The 17,729-nt window shown below is 56.4% G+C and carries 17 protein-coding genes; 12 read left to right on the forward strand and 5 right to left on the reverse strand.

All coding sequences use genetic code 11. The features are described from left to right. Together hemL and AQS70_RS10890 are read left to right on the forward strand one after the other, a co-directional pair. Nucleotides 1-1,113: glutamate-1-semialdehyde 2,1-aminomutase (hemL, locus tag AQS70_RS10885; protein WP_055102784.1), on the forward strand; the 1,113-nt coding region annotated here is incomplete at its 5' end. Nucleotides 1,114-1,407: 294 nt separating this feature from the next. After that, nucleotides 1,408-1,956 (forward strand): tetratricopeptide repeat protein, encoded by a 549-nt coding sequence (locus tag AQS70_RS10890; RefSeq protein ID WP_055102785.1) that lies wholly within the window; start codon nucleotides 1,408-1,410, stop codon nucleotides 1,954-1,956. A 20-nt stretch (nucleotides 1,957-1,976) separates the two neighbouring features. On the opposite strand, the gene AQS70_RS10895 is transcribed toward AQS70_RS10890, so the two are convergent. Continuing rightward, nucleotides 1,977-2,303, reverse strand: a complete 327-nt coding sequence (locus AQS70_RS10895; RefSeq protein WP_048367613.1) for a DUF1820 family protein — start codon at nucleotides 2,301-2,303, stop codon at nucleotides 1,977-1,979. Nucleotides 2,304-2,434: 131 nt separating this feature from the next. On the opposite strand from AQS70_RS10895, the gene miaB reads away from it, so the two are divergent. The 5 genes from miaB (at nucleotide 2,435) to lnt (ending at nucleotide 7,834) form a co-directional block, all read left to right on the forward strand. Next, nucleotides 2,435-3,763 carry a tRNA (N6-isopentenyl adenosine(37)-C2)-methylthiotransferase MiaB gene (gene miaB, locus AQS70_RS10900; protein WP_055102786.1) on the forward strand — a complete coding sequence of 443 codons (1,329 nt, stop codon included), beginning with the start codon at nucleotides 2,435-2,437 and terminating at the stop codon, nucleotides 3,761-3,763. Nucleotides 3,764-3,936: 173 nt separating this feature from the next. Then, complete coding sequence (locus tag AQS70_RS10905; protein WP_055102787.1) at nucleotides 3,937-4,956, forward strand: PhoH family protein; 1,020 nt, start codon at nucleotides 3,937-3,939, stop codon at nucleotides 4,954-4,956. After that, nucleotides 4,949-5,410: an rRNA maturation RNase YbeY gene (ybeY, locus tag AQS70_RS10910; protein WP_055102788.1), complete on the forward strand. Its 462-nt coding sequence runs from the start codon at nucleotides 4,949-4,951 to the stop codon at nucleotides 5,408-5,410. Before AQS70_RS10905 ends, ybeY begins: the two co-directional genes overlap by 8 nt. Before the next feature lie 39 nt (nucleotides 5,411-5,449). Then, nucleotides 5,450-6,289, forward strand: coding sequence for an HlyC/CorC family transporter (locus AQS70_RS10915; protein ID WP_048367621.1), 840 nt, complete (start codon nucleotides 5,450-5,452; stop codon nucleotides 6,287-6,289). A gap of 21 nt (nucleotides 6,290-6,310) precedes the next feature. Further along, nucleotides 6,311-7,834 (forward strand): apolipoprotein N-acyltransferase, encoded by a 1,524-nt coding sequence (gene lnt / locus AQS70_RS10920; RefSeq protein WP_055102789.1) that lies wholly within the window; start codon nucleotides 6,311-6,313, stop codon nucleotides 7,832-7,834. A 142-nt stretch (nucleotides 7,835-7,976) separates the two neighbouring features. Here the strand turns inward: lnt and AQS70_RS10925 are convergent, their stop codons facing one another. Next, nucleotides 7,977-8,738, reverse strand: a complete 762-nt coding sequence (locus AQS70_RS10925) for a YdcF family protein (RefSeq protein WP_055102790.1) — start codon at nucleotides 8,736-8,738, stop codon at nucleotides 7,977-7,979. Between the two features lie 146 nt (nucleotides 8,739-8,884). After that, on the reverse strand, nucleotides 8,885-9,172 hold the full coding sequence (locus AQS70_RS10930) for a hypothetical protein (protein WP_055102791.1): 288 nt from the start codon (nucleotides 9,170-9,172) through the stop codon (nucleotides 8,885-8,887). A gap of 232 nt (nucleotides 9,173-9,404) precedes the next feature. Between AQS70_RS10930 and leuS the strand changes: the two genes are divergently transcribed. The 5 genes from leuS (at nucleotide 9,405) to AQS70_RS10955 (ending at nucleotide 15,549) form a co-directional block, all read left to right on the forward strand. Beyond that, entirely contained in the window at nucleotides 9,405-12,011 is a 2,607-nt protein-coding gene (gene leuS, locus AQS70_RS10935) for a leucine--tRNA ligase (RefSeq protein ID WP_055102792.1), read from the forward strand. Between the two features lie 88 nt (nucleotides 12,012-12,099). Next, nucleotides 12,100-12,705 (forward strand): LPS-assembly lipoprotein LptE, encoded by a 606-nt coding sequence (locus tag AQS70_RS10940; RefSeq protein WP_055102793.1) that lies wholly within the window; start codon nucleotides 12,100-12,102, stop codon nucleotides 12,703-12,705. A 43-nt stretch (nucleotides 12,706-12,748) separates the two neighbouring features. Then, on the forward strand, nucleotides 12,749-13,786 hold the full coding sequence (holA, locus tag AQS70_RS10945; RefSeq protein WP_055102794.1) for a DNA polymerase III subunit delta: 1,038 nt from the start codon (nucleotides 12,749-12,751) through the stop codon (nucleotides 13,784-13,786). 239 nt (nucleotides 13,787-14,025) lie between these two features. Beyond that, nucleotides 14,026-14,175, forward strand: coding sequence for an alternative ribosome rescue factor ArfA (gene arfA / locus AQS70_RS10950; RefSeq protein ID WP_055102822.1), 150 nt, complete (start codon nucleotides 14,026-14,028; stop codon nucleotides 14,173-14,175). A 51-nt stretch (nucleotides 14,176-14,226) separates the two neighbouring features. Then, complete coding sequence (locus tag AQS70_RS10955; protein WP_055102795.1) at nucleotides 14,227-15,549, forward strand: lytic murein transglycosylase; 1,323 nt, start codon at nucleotides 14,227-14,229, stop codon at nucleotides 15,547-15,549. Nucleotides 15,550-15,727: 178 nt separating this feature from the next. On the opposite strand, the gene AQS70_RS10960 is transcribed toward AQS70_RS10955, so the two are convergent. Both AQS70_RS10960 and lipA read right to left on the reverse strand, forming a co-directional pair. Continuing rightward, nucleotides 15,728-16,684: a S66 peptidase family protein gene (locus AQS70_RS10960; RefSeq protein WP_055102796.1), complete on the reverse strand. Its 957-nt coding sequence runs from the start codon at nucleotides 16,682-16,684 to the stop codon at nucleotides 15,728-15,730. Nucleotides 16,685-16,688: 4 nt separating this feature from the next. After that, on the reverse strand, nucleotides 16,689-17,729 hold the full coding sequence (lipA, locus tag AQS70_RS10965) for a lipoyl synthase (protein ID WP_055102797.1): 1,041 nt from the start codon (nucleotides 17,727-17,729) through the stop codon (nucleotides 16,689-16,691).

Consider the following 17,729-nt stretch of genomic DNA (forward strand, 5'->3'; position numbering starts at 1 on the left):
TCGTGGGGCCCGATGATTTTGGGCCATAGCCACCCGGACGTGTTAGACGCCGTGCGTGCGCAATTGGAGCACGGGTTGTCATATGGCGCCCCGACTGCCATGGAAACCGAGATGGCCGATCTGGTGTGCTCGATTGTGCCGTCTATGGAGATGGTCCGTATGGTCAGCTCAGGCACTGAGGCGACCATGAGCGCCATCCGCCTAGCGCGGGGTTTTACCGGGCGCGACAACATTCTGAAATTCGAAGGCTGCTACCACGGCCACTCCGACAGCTTGCTGGTCAAAGCTGGCTCCGGCGCGCTGACCCAAGGCGTTCCTAGCTCGGGTGGCGTACCGGCCGACTTTGCCAAACACACCTTGACCACGACCTTCAACGACATCGACGCGGTTGAAAAACTGCTGTCCGAAGTGGGCGACACGGTGGCCTGCATCATTGTCGAGCCGGTCGCCGGCAACATGAACTGCGTCCCGCCTGCTCCGGGCTTCCTGCAAGGCTTGCGCAGCGTGTGCGACCAGCACGGCATTGTGCTGATTTTTGACGAAGTGATGACCGGCTTCCGTGTCGCACTGGGCGGCGCTCAAGCTCACTACAACGTGACGCCAGACCTGAGCACCTTCGGCAAAATTATTGGTGGCGGCATGCCGGTTGGCTGCTTTGGCGGCAAACGCGAAATCATGCAACACATTGCTCCGCTGGGGCCGGTGTATCAGGCCGGCACGTTGTCCGGCAACCCACTGGCGATGGCCGCGGGTTTAACAACCTTGCGCCTGATCAGCCGTCCTGGCTTTCATGACGAGCTGACCGACTACACCACCCGTCTGCTCGCTGGCCTGCAAGAACGCGCGGACGCCGCCGGCATTGCATTTGTGACCACCCAAGCGGGTGCCATGTTTGGTCTGTACTTCAGCCAAGCCGATGACATCGTGACCTTCGACGACGTCATGGCCAGCGATGCCGAGCGCTTCAAACGTTTCTTCCACCTGATGCTCGACGGCGGCGTGTACTTGGCGCCGAGTGCATTTGAGGCAGGCTTCACCTCGATAGCTCACGGTGACGCTGAGCTGCAACTAACACTGGATGCTGCCGAGCGGGCTTTTGCTGCGCTGAAGTAAGTCTGAATAGGCAGAAGGCCTGCTTTACGTAAGAGCTGCCGCAGGCTGCGATCTTTTAATGATCAAACGATCGCAGCCTTCGTGCCTTGGCAGCTCCACGTGAGCTGACTGCTTACAGTTTTTAGCGAATCATTTATGCCACCCGTCCAAAATCGTCTTAAATCAAACGATATGGCGGTCAGGCAGCAGAAAAACGAGTAAAGACTTTGTAAGGTTGCCTCCGCTTATTTCATAATGCGCGCCTATTCATCCCTTAGTCGGGTATGCCCGCCTTTCAGAGGTACGTCGATTCCCATGAACCGCACCGGCCGCGCCCTTACACTGGGCTGCCTGTTGCTCCTACATCCTATGCTTGCTCAGGCAGGCGGTAACTCGTTGTTGATTCCAGCGATGGGTCGTTGCACCCTCAATACTCAGCCAGAGGACCTTAAAGAGGCACTGGAAACCTGTGTTGAGGCGGCAAAAACCGGGGATGCAGAAGCCCAATACGAGCTAGGTGAGTTCTATTACGACGGTAAAAACGCCCCTCAAGACCTCAATCAAGCCCTGAGCTACTTCGAACAAGCCTCACTGCAAGGCCACGCCATGGCTCAGTTTCAGCTTGGGTCGATGTTTTTCAAGGGGGAAGGCGTACCGGCCAACAACATTCAGGCTTACATCGTGCTGAAAATGGCTGCCGTCAATGGCGCCGAAGATGCGCTGGACACCGCCGACTTGGTTGCGGAACAAATGTCTCGCGAACAGCTCGAGACTGCCACCCAGATCCTGGGCCAGATCTTCCGCAGGTACTTACTCGAACTGCAGTCAGCCGACGGTCGCTCGCCGTTCTCGCCTCTGCCTTGACCTAATCCGAACTCGCCAAACTATTTGTCGGGCATCGGGAACGGAAAAGGCATCACGTTGCTCATACCGTTCGCTTCGCTGATTTTCGGAGTTCCCAGACGTTCGACTTCGTCGATTCGCACAATCGAGTGCATCGGTACAAAGCTGCGCACCACCCCTTCAAATTGCGCCTTGAGCTTTTCTTCGCTCGGATCGACGACTATTTGCGTGCGCTCACCGAAGACAAACTCCTCAACTTCCAGAAAGCCCCACAGATCACTTTGATAGATCTGCTTGGCGTACATTTCGAACACCTGGCCCTGATTGAGGAAAATCACCTTGTAGATTGGAGCTTCACGTTTGGTCATGGTGGGCGGGTAAACATCTGTGGAAATAAAAAGGGCGCAAACTATAGCATAGCCTCCAGACGCGCAGCGCTAGGAACCAGCGGCCATGCCCCCTATAATGCGCGGTTCTTTGAACCACTTGATGAACACCCATGGCCAAGAAGCTTTACATCGAAACCCACGGTTGCCAGATGAATGAGTACGACAGCTCGCGCATGGTCGACCTGCTGGGTGAACATCAGGCCCTGGAAGTCACAGCGCGCGCCGAAGACGCTGATGTCATCCTGCTTAACACCTGCTCAATCCGTGAACGTGCCCAAGACCGCGTGTACTCGCAACTGGGCCGCTGGCGCGAACTGAAGCTGGCCAACCCCGAAATGGTGATTGCCGTCGGCGGCTGCGTTGCCAGCCAAGAAGGCGCCGCCATTCGCGACCGCGCCCCTTATGTTGATGTGGTATTCGGCCCACAAACCCTGCATCGCCTGCCAGAAATGATCGACGCTGCGCGCATCACCAAGCTGCCGCAGGTAGACGTGTCATTCCCCGAGATCGAAAAATTCGACCACCTGCCAGAGCCACGTATCGACGGCCCAAGCGCCTACGTATCAGTGATGGAAGGTTGCAGCAAGTACTGCACGTTCTGCGTGGTGCCCTATACCCGCGGCGAAGAAGTCAGCCGCCCGTTCGACGACGTATTGAGCGAAGTGATTCACCTCGCTGAAAACGGCGTGCGCGAAGTGACCTTGCTGGGGCAGAACGTTAACGGCTATCGCGGTTTGACCGAAGATGGTCGTTTGGCGGACCTCGCGGAGCTGATCCGGGTGGTCGCAGCAATCGACGGTATCGAGCGCATTCGTTACACCACGTCCCACCCGCTTGAGTTCTCGGACAGCTTGATTCAGGCTCACGCTGACGTACCTGAACTGGTGAAGCATCTGCATTTACCGGTGCAATCGGGCTCTGATCGCATTCTCTCGGCGATGAAACGTAATCACACTGCGCTGGAGTACAAGTCCAAGCTGCGCAAACTGCGCGCTGCGGTGCCGGGTATTTGCATCAGCTCCGACTTTATCGTTGGCTTCCCCGGTGAAACCGAGAAAGACTTCGAGCAAACCATGAAGCTGATCGAAGACGTTGGTTTCGACTTTTCCTACTCCTTTGTCTACAGCCAACGCCCCGGTACGCCAGCGGCCGATTTGGCCGATGACACGCCCGAGGAGCGTAAAAAAGAACGCCTTAACGCGCTTCAACACCGCCTGAACCAACAAGGTTTTGAGATTAGCCGCCAAATGGTCGGCTCCATTCAGCGGATTTTGGTCACCGATTATTCGAAAAAAGACCCCGGCGAACTGCAAGGTCGCACCGAAAACAACCGTATTGTTAACTTCCGCTGCGACAACCCGCAGTTGATCGGACAATTTGCCGATGTGCACATAGACGCCGCCCAGCCGCATTCCCTGCGGGGTTCGCTGCTCAATTAAGCAGAACCTTATGTAAGAGCGAACTTGCATCGCGATCTTTTGATTTTTTAAAAGATCGCGAAACAAGCTCGCGCCTACAGAAGGGTAATCATTTATCTCGGCCCTTTCGCCCGTGACCTGCTAGCGTTATCCTTCATCTCACCTCAATTGCCTAAGGGCGGCTAAAAACGACCTTGAACGCACCTATCGAACCACATCGCTTTCTCCTCGAGCCCTTTGAGGCTCGCCGCTTCGCCAATCTGTGCGGACAGTTCGACGAGCATTTGCGCTTGATCGAGCAACGTCTGGGCATCGAAATCCGCAACCGCGGTAATCAATTCGAAATGATCGGCGACCCTAAACTGACGTCTTCCGCAGAAAACCTGCTGCGCCGCCTGTACCGCGAAACCAAAGCCACTGAGCTTTCGCCGGACATGGTGCACCTGTTCCTGCAAGAGTCTGCCGCCTCTGAACTCGCCAGCACACCGGTGGCTGAGGCGAGTGTTTCGCTGCGCACCAAAAAGGGCATGATTCGCCCGCGCGGCACCAACCAGCAGCGCTACGTCAAAGAAGTGCTGGGTAACGACATCAACTTTGGCATTGGCCCAGCCGGTACGGGTAAAACATACCTGGCCGTAGCCTGCGCGGTAGACGCACTGGAGCGCGAGCAAATCCGCCGCATCCTGTTGGTACGTCCAGCCGTTGAAGCGGGTGAAAAACTCGGCTTCCTGCCGGGCGACCTGTCGCAAAAGATTGACCCGTATCTGCGCCCGTTGTATGACGCGCTGTACGAAATGCTGGGCTTTGAATACGTAGCCAAGCTGATCGAACGTCAAATCATTGAAGTTGCACCGCTGGCTTATATGCGCGGACGCACCTTGAACAACAGCTTCATTATTCTCGACGAAAGCCAGAACACCACCGTTGAGCAAATGAAGATGTTTCTGACCCGCATCGGCTTCGGCTCAACAGCGGTGATCACGGGCGACATCACCCAGATCGACCTGCCAAAAGGCACAAAGTCTGGGCTGACCCATGTCATTGATGTGCTCAAAGACGTGCCGGGCATCAGCTTTACTCATTTCCAATCCAAAGACGTTGTTCGCCACCCGCTGGTACAGCGTATCGTGGAAGCCTACGGGCGCTACGAGCAGGAAGCCGCAGACAAGCTGGCCGCCCTGCCCGCCGCCAAGGACTACCGCCACGATGCTTGAGCTTGACCTGCAACTGGCGACACAAGCCGCAGCCCCCAATGAAGCCCAGTTCCGCCAATGGTGTGAACTGGCGCTGCGCCAGCGCACCGCCGATTCGGAGATGACCATTCGTCTGGTCGACGAAACCGAAGGCCGCGAGCTTAATCACACATGGCGCCACAAAGACTACGCGACCAACGTGCTGTCTTTTCCGGCTGAAGTCCCCGACGAATTTCTCGATATCCCGCTACTGGGTGACTTGGTGATCTGCGTGTCTGTGGTCGAGCGTGAAGCGGCCGAGCAAGGCAAGGCACTTGACGCTCATTGGGCGCACTTGGTGATCCATGGCTGCTTGCATCTTCTTGGTTACGACCATATAGATGACGAAGAAGCCGAAGAGATGGAAGCGCTGGAACGAACGTTGCTTGCAGAACTGGGTCATCCTGACCCGTATGCAGACGACGAAACTGATTAACAACCCACTGAAACAACCAAGGGATACGAGTAAATCGCTATGAGCGAAGACCGATCGAGCAACGGGCAAAAGTCGTGGTTGGGTAAGCTGACCCAGGCCTTTGCCCATGAGCCGAAAAACCGCCAGGAGCTACTTGAGCTGCTGCGTGAAGCACATCAGAACAAACTGTTGGACAGTGAAGCGCTGGCCATCGTCGAAGGCGCCATCCAAGTGGCTGACCTGCAAGTTCGGGACATTATGGTCCCGCGTTCGCAGATGATCAGCATCAAGGCGACTCAGACCCCCCGCGAATTTCTCCCGGCGATCATTGACGCGGCGCACTCGCGCTACCCGGTGATCGGCGAAAGCCATGATGACGTCTTAGGCGTCTTGCTGGCCAAAGACCTGCTGCCGCTTATCCTTCAAGAGAACGGTGACAAATTCAACATTAAGGACTTGCTGCGTCCAGCGACGTTTGTCCCAGAGTCCAAGCGCCTTAACGTGTTGTTGCGTGAGTTTCGCGCCAACCATAACCATATGGCCATCGTCATTGACGAATACGGCGGTGTGGCTGGACTGGTCACCATTGAAGACGTCCTGGAACAGATCGTCGGCGATATCGAAGACGAGCACGACGTCGAAGAAGACAGCTACATCAAACCGCTGCCTAGCGGTGATTTTCTGATCAAAGCGCTGACGCCTATTGAGAACTTTAATGAGTTCTTTGACAGCGACTTCTCCGATGATGAGTTCGACACCGTTGGCGGCTTGGTCATGAGTGCGTTCGGACACTTGCCAAAACGTAACGAAATCACTGAAATCGGCCCTTACCGCTTCCGCATCCTGAATGCTGATAGCCGCCGAATTCATTTAATTCGCTTAACGCCTATTGCTCGCTAAACCCTGACGCTAAGGATTGAAATGCGCTGGATAACCGCCCCCGGCTGGCCCGGTAACTTGCTGGCCGTGGTAGCTGGCGCACTCACAACCTTAGCGTTGGCGCCCTTCGATATATGGCCTTTGGCACTGGTTGCATTAGCCCTGTTTTATATGGGCTTGCGCGACCTGTCTCCAAAACAAGCATTGGGCCGCGGTTGGTGCTATGGCTTTGGCCTATTTGGCGCGGGCACCAGCTGGATCTACTACAGCATCCACCACTTCGGCGGTGCCTCGGTGTTGTTGGCCGGCTTTCTCATGCTGTTGTTTACAGCCGCTATTGCCTGGTTCTTCGCTCTGCCCGCTTGGTTATGGGCACGCTGGATTCGTCGCAATGAAGCACCATTAGCGGACACGCTGGCGTTTGCCGCGCTGTGGGTGATGCAAGAGGCTTTCCGAGGCTGGTTCCTCACCGGCTTCCCTTGGCTTTACTCGGGCTACAGCCAGCTTGATGGCCCTCTGGCGGGGCTCGCGCCGCTGGGTGGTATGTGGCTGATCTCGTTCACTCTGGCCCTAACGGCGGCACTGCTGTGCAACTTGCCGCGCCTGATCAAAGCCAAGCGCAAGGCCTTCGTCGGCGCAGCGGTGGTGCTATTGGTCGGCCCATGGTGCCTCGGCGCTGCGCTCAAGCATCACGCGTGGACCAGCCCTTCGGGTGATCCGCTGAGCGTGGCGGCCATGCAAGGTAACGTCGCGCAAAGCATGAAATGGGACCCGGCAGAGCTCAACGCGCAGTTGGCGTTGTACCGCGACATGACCTTCAGCTCCAAGCGCGTCGACCTGATTGTATGGCCAGAAACCGCAGTACCCGTGCTCAAGGAAAACGCCGAAGGCTTTCTGACGATGATGAGCCGGTTTGCCGCTGACCGAAACTCCGCATTGATTACCGGCGTACCGATTCGCCAGGAAGTGCGCCATCAGTCGCGCTTCTTTAACGGCATTACAGCAGTGGGTGAAGGCGACGGCATTTACCTTAAACAGAAGCTGGTGCCCTTCGGCGAGTACGTCCCGTTGCAGGACGTATTGCGCGGCTTGATCGCCTTTTTCGACTTGCCGATGTCAGACTTCGCGCGCGGTCCAGCCGATCAGCCCATGCTGCAAGCCAAGGGTTATCAAATTGCCCCGCTGATTTGCTACGAAGTGGTGTACCCGGACTTTGTTGCAGGCTTGGCGGCTCAGAGCGATATTTTGCTGACCATCAGTAATGACACGTGGTTTGGCACCTCAATCGGTCCGCTGCAACATTTGCAAATGGCACAAATGCGCGCCCTTGAAGCAGGCCGTTGGATGATCCGTGCCACCAACAATGGCGTGACTGCGCTGATCAACCCCTTTGGACAAATCACCACACAGGTGCCGCAGTTCGAACGCGCGGTCATGTACGGCGAAGTGGTGCCAATGCATAACTTAACGCCCTATCTAGAATGGCGCTCTTGGCCGCTGGCAATCCTGTGTGCCTTGTTAATTGGCTGGGCGCTGATCACCAGCCGAATCGCCAAAACGGTGTAACACCAAAGCCCCCGACCTCCTCCCGTAGGAGCTGCCGCAGGCTGCGATCTTTTGATCTTCAAAAACAAAAGATCGCAGCCTACGGCAGCTCCTACGCAGGATTTTCGTCAGCTATCCGAACATCGGCAGGTTGACGTTTTTCTCAACGATAAAACAACGGGTAGGCAATCTGCCCCACGGCTTCGTTGAGCAATAACCCGGACTGCCAAACCGATTTGTACTCAGGCAACCAGCCACCCAAAGGGCGTGCATTGTCGGCACTAAAAAAGCCGACCGGCGCAGGCAGCACCTCGAAGCCCGCTTTTTCAAAACTCCACACCGAGCGCGGCATGTGCCACGCCTGGGTGACGACCACTACACGTTTGATTCCCTGCGGTAACAGGATCTCAGCGGTCATTTGAGCGTTTTCCCATGTGGTACGGCTGCGCTCTTCTTTCCAGCGGACTTCAACGCCTGAATCCGCGCGTAAAGAGTCGGCCATCATTTGTGCCTCGCTAGGAGGCGCCCCGTAGTGCAAGCCCCCCGTCACCAGCACCGGCAAGCCAGAGGCTTTGGCCAGTTGCGCGGCGTAACGCTGGCGTTCCAGGCCGATTCCGGTGGGCTGATCGCTGCCCCACGCCGGATCACCCCGCTCACGCCCCGAGCCCAGCACCACAATCGCATCAGCCCGTTGCGCCAATGTCGACCATTCACTGGGCGCCAACGCCGGCTCACGTTCAATGACTCGCCCGCCCCACTGCACCATGATTGGCAAACTCATCAGCCACAAGCCGCCGAGCCCAACAGCGAACAGCACGCCTGCCAAGCGCGGGCGTGAATGGCGAAACCACCAAGCAAGCAGCAGGAGCAGCAAAAGAATGCCGGGAGGCAGCAGAAGTTGTTTAACCATGTATCGAAAAGGCATCGAGCATCTCCTTAGATGCCCGAAGCCTAAGGGGGTTGAGAGGAGGCATCAACAGGGCGAGTTGCACTCAATCAAATAACCCTGTGATTTCAACCTAAGGAGCAAGCCACTTACGTCGCGGGACCGGTCTGGTTCGTCGCGCTGGCTTACTTTCCCTTGACCCTGTCTTTTAGCCAGATGACCTGAGCTTTATGAGGGGTTTGCTGCTCATTACTGCTGCCTTGCAGGCGTTCATCTGCCTCACGCCCGATCCGGTTTAAATAAACGTTGATTAACGCCAATTCGGCTCGACTCAAACCACGCAACTCCAACTCGTCAGGACGTTCGTTTCTCAATTGTGCTGCCGTTTTTGCCGAGTCAAGAGCCACACTCAAACGATCAATCAACCGCTCGTACACCTCCGAATTTACTGCCTTATATTGCGACTCAACCATCCGTACACCTCATTAAGGAAGTTTCTTCCCCCAGAGAGAGCTTAGACGTGCTTATAAAACCAGCGCGCTGTAGCGACCAACGGAACGATCTGGCAATCAGGGTTTCCCTCGATAGAGTGGGGTCATGTATGCTACGGGACTTCCTGTAACCCCTACTCCAACCTAACCGGGCAACACAATAGCCGGTGTATGTTGAAGAGGATTAGGCCACCCTTTATTAGTACAAGTAGCCATGCACGAACAATATCAACCCCGTGAAATAGAAGCCGCCGCCCAATCATTCTGGGACAACCAAAAGTCCTTCGAAGTCAGCGAAGATCTAGGCAAAGAAACCTTCTACTGCCTTTCGATGTTCCCGTACCCAAGCGGCAAGCTACACATGGGGCATGTGCGCAACTACACCATTGGTGACGTGATCTCCCGTTACCAGCGCATGCTGGGCAAAAATGTACTGCAACCGATGGGTTGGGATGCGTTCGGCATGCCTGCTGAAAACGCGGCGATGAAGAACAAAGTCGCCCCGGCCAAGTGGACCTACGAAAACATCGCGTACATGAAAAAGCAGCTGTGCAGCCTGGGGCTTGCCGTGGACTGGTCGCGCGAGGTTACCACCTGCAAACCGGACTACTACCGCTGGGAACAATGGCTGTTCACCCGTCTGTTCGAAAAAGGCGTTATCTACCGTAAAAACGGTACCGTGAACTGGGACCCGGTCGACCAGACCGTTCTGGCTAACGAGCAAGTGATCGACGGCCGCGGCTGGCGCTCGGGCGCGCTGATCGAAAAACGCGAAATCCCGATGTACTACTTCAAGATCACTGCTTACGCAGACGAGCTGCTCGAAAGCCTCGACGACCTTGACGGCTGGCCTGAACAGGTCAAAACCATGCAACGCAACTGGATTGGCAAATCCCGTGGCATGGAAGTGCAGTTCCCTTACGACCAAGCTTCCATTGGCCAAGCGGGCGCACTCAAAGTCTTCACCACTCGCCCCGACACCTTAATGGGCGCGACCTATGTAGCCGTGGCGGCAGAGCATCCACTGGCCACACTGGCTGCGCAGGGCAACCCTGAGCTGCAAGCGTTTATCGCTGAATGCAAAGGCGGCAGCGTTGCCGAAGCCGACATGGCCACCCAAGTTAAAAAGGGCATGCCAACCCCACTGTTCGTTGAACACCCTCTGACCGGCGAAAAACTCCCGGTTTGGGTCGCTAACTATGTACTGATGCATTACGGCGATGGCGCTGTGATGGCAGTCCCGGCGCACGACGAGCGTGATTTTGAATTCGCTATTCAGTACAACCTGCCGGTCAAAGCCGTCGTGCGTACTAGCGCCGGTGACGAAACACCCGCACCGTGGCAAGCCGCCTACAACGAACACGGCACACTGATTAACTCCGGCGAGTTCGACGGGCTGGACTTCCAGGCCGCGTTCGATGCCATCGCAAACGCCTTGGCGGCCAAAAATCTGGGTCAGTCGCGCACCCAATTCCGTCTGCGTGACTGGGGCATTAGCCGTCAACGCTACTGGGGCTGCCCGATCCCAATCGTCCACTGTGACGCGTGTGGTGACGTGCCTGTCCCTGAAGACCAACTGCCAGTCGTGCTGCCAGAAGACGTAGTACCCGATGGTGCCGGTTCGCCATTGGCTCGCATGCCAGAGTTCTACGAGTGCAGCTGCCCTAAATGTGGCGCACCGGCCAAGCGCGAAACGGACACCATGGACACCTTCGTTGAGTCCTCTTGGTACTACGCTCGTTACGCCTCACCGCACTTCGAGGGTGGTCTAGTTGAGCGCAAAGCAGCCGATCATTGGCTGCCGGTAGACCAATACATCGGTGGTATCGAACACGCGATCTTGCACCTGCTGTACGCGCGCTTCTTCCACAAACTGATGCGTGACGAAGGGCTGGTCAGCTCTAATGAGCCGTTCAAAAACCTGCTCACCCAGGGCATGGTGATTGCTGAAACTTACTTCCGCACGCTGGATAACGGCGGTAAGGACTACTTCAACCCGGACGACGTAGAAATCGAGCGCGACGCCAAGGCCAAGATTATCGGGGCCACGCTGAAGTCTGATGGCTTGCCGGTAGAAATCGGCGGCACGCAAAAAATGTCCAAATCGCTGAACAACGGCGTGGATCCGCAGTACATGATCGAGCAATACGGCGCAGATACCTGCCGTCTGTTCATGATGTTCGCATCGCCGCCTGACGCGAGCCTGGAGTGGTCGGATGCAGGTGTTGAAGGTGCGCATCGCTTCCTCAAGCGCGTATGGCGTTTGGCCCATGTACACGTGGGCAAAGGGCTTTCGGGCGCGTTGGACATTGCTAGCCTGAGCGACGATCAAAAAGTCATTCGCCGAGCCATTCATCAGGCAATCAAGCAAGCCAGCCAAGACGTCGGCCAGCATCACAAATTCAACACCGCCGTGGCTCAGGTGATGACGGTGATGAACGTGCTCGAAAAAGCACCGCAAGCCACTGAACAGGATCGCGCACTGCTGCAAGAAGGTCTTGAAACCGTTGCATTGATTCTGGCGCCGATCACTCCACATATCAGCCACGAACTGTGGAACCAGTTGGGCCACGCAGACCCTATCATCGACGCAGCATGGCCAACCTTGGATGAAAGCGCACTGGTGCAAGACACCTTGCAGCTGGTTATTCAGGTCAATGGCAAGCTGCGCGGTCAGATCGAAATGCCGGCCTCGGCCAGCCGTGAAGACGTCGAAGCGGTCGCCCGCGTTAACGAAAGCGTACTGCGGTTCACCGAAGGCCTGACGATCCGCAAAGTCATCGTGGTGCCAGGTAAATTGGTCAACATCGTCGCCAGCTAATTGGAACAGGCGCCCGTGCACTGGCCGGGCGCCGACTAAACCTTTCGGGCCGCACCGTCGGCCCTCCTGGTTTCAAGGGGAGCAACACATGATCAAACGCAATTTGCTGGTGATGGGTCTGGCCGTTCTATTGAGCGCCTGCGGCTTTCAACTGCGCGGCACCGGTGTCAACCAAATGACGATCCCTGAATTGGGTGTCAGCGCTCGTAATGCTTACGGCGATACCGTTCGCGAACTGCGCCAAGCACTGGAGCAAAGCGGCGTTAAAGTCACCGACAACGCACCGTATAAAATTTTCTTGAGCCGTGAGCAGGAAGATCAGCGCTCTGCCAGCTACACCGGCACGGGCTCGACGGCTGAATACGAGCTGTCCAAGGTCTTGACCTATCAGATCATTGGCGAAAACAACCTGACGCTGCTCGAGAACAAACTTGAGGTGCACAAGTTTTACCAGCAAAACACCGGCAACATCGCTGGTAGCACCCAAGAAGCCACGATGGTTCGCAAAGAAATGACCCGTGACCTGGTTCAACAGGTCATGCTGCGCCTGGAGCAACTGACCCCAGCGCGCTTGGCTGAACTGCAAGCCGTCGCCGATGAAAAAGCGCGCGCAGAAGCTGAGGCCCTTGAGGCTCAACGCAGGGCCGAGGCTGAAACCCCTCAGCAGTCGCCACTCGAACTGCCAAACCAGTAAGGCATACGGGGCGCTCAGGCGCCCCGTTATCTATTAAGCGCCTATGAAACTCGCCCCCGCCCAGCTCACTAAACACCTACAAGGCAACTTGTCGCCGGTCTACATCATCAGCGGCGATGACCCGCTGTTGTGTCAAGAAGCCGCAGACGCCATTCGCACCACCGCCCGCCAGCAAGGCTTTGATGAACGTCAGGTCTTCAGCGCCGATGCCAGTTTTGACTGGGGCACGTTGCTGCAAGCGGGTGCCAGCATGTCGTTGTTTGCCCAAAGACGCCTGCTAGAGCTACGCCTGCCTTCCGGTAAGCCGGGTGATAAAGGCGCGGCGGCACTGATCGAATATTGCTCACGCCCAGCTGAAGACACGCTGTTGCTGATTAGCTTGCCCAAGCTCGATGGCAGTGCGCAAAAAACCAAGTGGGGCAAAGCGCTCGTTGAAGGTCCACAGACTCAGTTCCTACAGATCTGGCCGGTGGACGCCAACCAGTTACCTCAATGGATTCGCCAACGTCTGTCGCAAGCGGGCTTGGCTGCCAGCCATGACGCGGTAGAACTGATTGCCGCCAGGGTTGAAGGCAATCTGTTAGCAGCCGCTCAAGAAGTCGAAAAACTCAAACTGATGGCCGAAGACGGGCAAATCACCGTCGAAAACGTGCAGGCTGCGGTGGCTGACAGTGCCCGTTTTGATGTGTTCGGCTTGGTAGACGCGGTGCTCAACGGCGATGCCGTTCACGCCCTGCGCATGCTCGAAGGATTGCGCGGTGAAGGCGTCGAGCCACCCGTGATTTTGTGGGCGTTGGCCCGCGAGTTACGAGTACTGGCCAACATTGCCTTGCAATACAGTCAAGGCATCCCGCTGGACAAAGCCTTCAGCCAAGCTCGCCCTCCGGTCTGGGACAAACGCAAGCCACTCATGAGCAAAGCTCTGCAGCGTTTTTCGGCACAGCGCTGGGCGCAATTGCTGATGGACGCACAGCGTATTGACGCTCAGATTAAAGGCCAAGCTGCGGGTTCAGCCTGGAGCAGCCTGAGCCGATTAACGCTACTGATGTGTGGGCAACGTCTGAATTTGCCAGCGGAATAAATACAGTCTTAAAGACTGCGCTCAAAAGATCCAAAGATCGCAGCTTGCGGCAGCTCCGGGGTTACACCGTTTTGGTGATACCAGAGCTGACGATGACGCGTGTAGGAGCTGCCGAAGGCTGCGATCTTTTGCAGTTAAAGATCAAAAGATCGCAGCCTACGGTGTTTTTTCAGCACTGGACAACACTGAAAAACAGGCCGATGATTTGCGCTTGTTTTCATCCAGCGAGAGCCAACGCCATGAGCAAGCGCCCCAACAAGGCCAAATCCATTGTTGCCCAACCTCTGTTCCGCAGCCGCCAGGAACGGCCCGCCAAAGGCAAAGGCAGCTACCGCCGCGAAGCCTTCCAGTCGAAAGACCGGGAGGCTTTTTACTTTCTGGCTGCCTGACAGCGGGAATGATAAGGTCTGCTTCTGATTTTGCATTTCCTGGACCTGCGCATGCCTTTAACACATTCACATCGTTGGCCGATGCGCCAACTGATCGTTGCCTCCAGCGTCATTTTGTTAGTCGCCTGCGCAGAGAAACCCACCGCAGCCGACGCCCAGCCCCTGCCCGCCACTCCTGTAGCGCCTGCTGCGCCGGTGATCGTCAGCAACCCGGTCAGTACTGATATGCCCGAGATCCAGCCCGCTCAGAGCTTTAATGAGTGGCTGAGCGCCTTCCGCTTCAAAGCGTTAGAAGCGGGTATCTCGCCAGCCGTTTTTGACAGGGTCGTGGATGGCATGACGCCTGACATGAGCGTCATAAAGGCAGACCGCAGCCAACCAGAATTCAGCCGCCCCGTTTGGGAATACCTCGACGGTGCTTTGTCACCTTTACGTGTACGCAATGGCCAACGCTTGCTGGAGCAAAACGCCGAACTGCTGACGCGCATAGAGCAACGCTACGGTGTTGATCGTCAGGCGCTGGTGTCGGTGTGGGGTATGGAAAGCAACTTCGGTACATTCCAAGGCAATAAGTCGGTGATTCGTTCACTGGCCACCCTCGCCTATGAAGGACGCCGCCCAGAGTTTGCTCAGAGCCAATTGATCGCCGCGCTGAAGATTATTCAAGAAGGCGACGTCACCCCAGAAAAAATGCTCGGCTCTTGGGCAGGCGCCATGGGTCAGACCCAATTTATCCCGACCACTTATGAAACCCACGCCGTGGATTTCGATGGCGATGGCCGCCGTGACATTTGGAACAGTTCCGCCGATGCCTTGGCCTCGACCGCACATTACCTGCAAAGCTCAGGCTGGAAGCAAGGCCAGCCGTGGGGGTTTGAGGTTAAATTGCCGACCGGGTTTGATTACGCACTGGCCGATGGTGCCGTGCGCAAAAGCGTCAGTGAATGGCAGCAACTGGGCATCACGCTGCCTGCTGGGGCCCAAACACCTGCGGGGTCATCAGACCTGAGCGCGACCTTGTTGCTGCCTTCTGGGTATCGTGGTCCGGCATTTTTGGTACTGGATAACTTCCGCGCCATTCTGCGTTACAACAACTCGTCATCGTACGCTCTCGCGGTAGGCTTGCTGTCGCAACGTTTCAACGGTGGTGGGGTTATTTTGGGCGAGTGGCCAAAAGACGATCTGCCCCTGAGTCGTACCGAGCGCATTGAGTTGCAAACCTTGCTTACCCAGCGCAATTACGATGCAGGCGCGCCTGACGGCATTATTGGCGCCAACACCCGAAAAGCAATTCGTAATGCGCAACAGGCATTTGGATGGCCGGCTGACGGGTATCCGACGCATAAATTGCTTGAGCGTTTGCGCAGTCAGTAAGCGTAGGTATAAAGATCGCAGCCTTCGGCAGCTCCTACAGTGACTCCTTTAAGCGCACAGACCTGCTTTTTGTAGGAGCTAGCGCAGCCTGCGATCTTTAGATCTTCTACCGCAACATCAAAAGATCGCAGCCTTCGGCAGCTCCTACACGGTTTTGTGGCACACACGAAACCTGTGGTTAAAACTGGGCCTTGAGCACTACTTCCTGCTCCAACACCAGTTGCTGGTTGTCAGCGTCTAGGCGCACTAGCGCGCCCATCGGCAAGGTGATGTTCGGGTCGCAATGCCCACTGCGCCAGCCGGCCAACACGGGGATGTTCAATGGCCCCAATTCCTGCCTGAGCAACAGCTCCAACCTCTGCACATCAACCCCGGCAATGTCGCCCACCAAGACGCCACGTACTTGGCCAAGCTTGCCTGCCTGACGCAAATGGGTGAGCAAACGGTCGACTCGGTACAACGGCTCGTTAACGTCTTCGATAAACAAGATGCTGCCCTGCCCCTCCAGCTCAAAGGCCGTGCCGAGGGTGGCGCAGATCATTGAGAGGTTTCCGCCGATTAATCGGCCTTGGGCAACGCCAGGCGCAAGGGTGGTCAACGGATACGCAGTAGGATGCTCAAGCAATGTCGGTTGTTGCCCGCTAAGCATGCGCAGTAGGGAGGATTCAGTCGGTGGTTGTTTGTGAGCCAGCAAGTCGGCATTCAGCATGGCTCCGTGGAAGGTCACAAAGCCCGCGTAACGGGTGATTGCCACGTGCAGCGCGGTGATGTCGCTGTAACCCACAAAGGGCTTGGGATGGCGTCGCAGCAACTCGAAATCAATGTTTTCAAGTAAGCGTGAACAACCGTAACCTCCGCGTACGCACAAGATCGCATCCACACTGTCATCGGCGAATGCATCGTGTAAATCGCGTAAGCGCACGGTATCTGAGCCGGCCAAGTAACCGTCTTTCTCCCAAACACCCGGAAATACCTTCAGCTGATAGCCGCGGGCATCCATCCATTGGGTAGCGCTTTGCAGGTCGAATTCGCAGGAGCCAGCCGGGGCGATCAGGCCGATCACCCCGCCAGCAGGCAGCGCGGGCACCGCGCTCAAGGTCGGTAAAGACACGGGCGCAGCGAGCCGGCTGTTCATGATGTTAAGAACCTACCAAGATGTCTTTAACCAATTGGGCTTGTTCGTCAGCGTGGTACGAAGAGCGCACCAGCGGCCCCGAAGCGACGTTTTTGAAGCCCATTTTGTAGCCTTCTTCGGCGAACCAAGCGAAGGTGTCCGGGTGAACAAAACGCTGCACCGGCAAGTGGCTACGTGAAGGTTGTAGGTACTGGCCCAAGGTCAGCATGTCGATGTCGTGTTCGCGCATGCGCTGCATCACTTCAATGACTTCTTCATCGGTTTCGCCCAAGCCAAGCATCAAGCCAGATTTAGTCGGAATGTGCGGCATCATTTGCTTGAAGCGTTGCAACAGGGTCAAAGACCACTGATAGTCAGACCCTGGACGCGCAGCCTTGTAGAGGCGCGGCACGGTTTCGAGGTTATGGTTAAACACGTCTGGCGGCTCAGCTGCGGTGATGTCCAACGCAATGTCCATACGGCCACGGTAATCCGGGACCAGTGTTTCAAGCATCACGTTCGGCGACAAACGGCGAATTTCACGGATGCAGTCGGCAAAATGCTGAGCCCCACCGTCGCGCAGGTCATCGCGGTCTACCGAGGTGATAACCACGTATTTTAAGCGCAGGTCAGCAATCGCAATGGCCAGGCTTTCTGGTTCGTTAACGTCCAGCGGTTTTGGACGGCCGTGGCCAACGTCGCAGAACGGGCAACGACGGGTGCAGATATCACCCATGATCATGAACGTTGCCGTACCGCCCGAGAAGCACTCGCCCAAGTTAGGGCAGGAGGCTTCTTCACACACGCTATGCAGCTTGTGTTTACGCAGCAACGCCTTGATGCGGTCGACTTCCGGCGACACCGGAATGCGTACACGAATCCAATCCGGCTTTTTAGGCAATTCGGTGGTCGGAATGATTTTTACCGGGATACGTGCAACCTTTTCGGCACCGCGCAATTTAACGCCAGTCTCAACCTTGGAACGGGCCTCTTGCGCACGGGCCACACGTTCTGAGATATCCAGCGTGGGAATCAGGGTTTGAACAGCGTCTTGCGCAGTAGTCAT

It is taken from the genome of Pseudomonas endophytica (genome assembly GCF_001411475.1).
Taxonomy (GTDB): domain Bacteria; phylum Pseudomonadota; class Gammaproteobacteria; order Pseudomonadales; family Pseudomonadaceae; genus Aquipseudomonas; species Aquipseudomonas endophytica.

What these genes read in the sequence shown, in the direction of transcription:
- AQS70_RS10890 (WP_055102785.1), top strand. Translation starts at nt 1,408, where the DNA reads ATGAACCGCACCGGCCGCGCCCTTACACTGGGCTGCCTGTTGCTCCTA.
- AQS70_RS10915 (WP_048367621.1), top strand. Translation starts at nt 5,450, where the DNA reads ATGAGCGAAGACCGATCGAGCAACGGGCAAAAGTCGTGGTTGGGTAAG.
- AQS70_RS10895 (WP_048367613.1), bottom strand. Translation starts at nt 2,303, where the DNA reads ATGACCAAACGTGAAGCTCCAATCTACAAGGTGATTTTCCTCAATCAG.
- leuS (WP_055102792.1), top strand. Translation starts at nt 9,405, where the DNA reads ATGCACGAACAATATCAACCCCGTGAAATAGAAGCCGCCGCCCAATCA.
- miaB (WP_055102786.1), top strand. Translation starts at nt 2,435, where the DNA reads ATGGCCAAGAAGCTTTACATCGAAACCCACGGTTGCCAGATGAATGAG.
- AQS70_RS10930 (WP_055102791.1), bottom strand. Translation starts at nt 9,172, where the DNA reads ATGGTTGAGTCGCAATATAAGGCAGTAAATTCGGAGGTGTACGAGCGG.
- AQS70_RS10925 (WP_055102790.1), bottom strand. Translation starts at nt 8,738, where the DNA reads ATGCCTTTTCGATACATGGTTAAACAACTTCTGCTGCCTCCCGGCATT.
- AQS70_RS10955 (WP_055102795.1), top strand. Translation starts at nt 14,227, where the DNA reads ATGCCTTTAACACATTCACATCGTTGGCCGATGCGCCAACTGATCGTT.
- AQS70_RS10940 (WP_055102793.1), top strand. Translation starts at nt 12,100, where the DNA reads ATGATCAAACGCAATTTGCTGGTGATGGGTCTGGCCGTTCTATTGAGC.
- holA (WP_055102794.1), top strand. Translation starts at nt 12,749, where the DNA reads ATGAAACTCGCCCCCGCCCAGCTCACTAAACACCTACAAGGCAACTTG.
- lnt (WP_055102789.1), top strand. Translation starts at nt 6,311, where the DNA reads ATGCGCTGGATAACCGCCCCCGGCTGGCCCGGTAACTTGCTGGCCGTG.
- lipA (WP_055102797.1), bottom strand. Translation starts at nt 17,729, where the DNA reads ATGACTACTGCGCAAGACGCTGTTCAAACCCTGATTCCCACGCTGGAT.
- arfA (WP_055102822.1), top strand. Translation starts at nt 14,026, where the DNA reads ATGAGCAAGCGCCCCAACAAGGCCAAATCCATTGTTGCCCAACCTCTG.
- AQS70_RS10960 (WP_055102796.1), bottom strand. Translation starts at nt 16,684, where the DNA reads ATGAACAGCCGGCTCGCTGCGCCCGTGTCTTTACCGACCTTGAGCGCG.
- ybeY (WP_055102788.1), top strand. Translation starts at nt 4,949, where the DNA reads ATGCTTGAGCTTGACCTGCAACTGGCGACACAAGCCGCAGCCCCCAAT.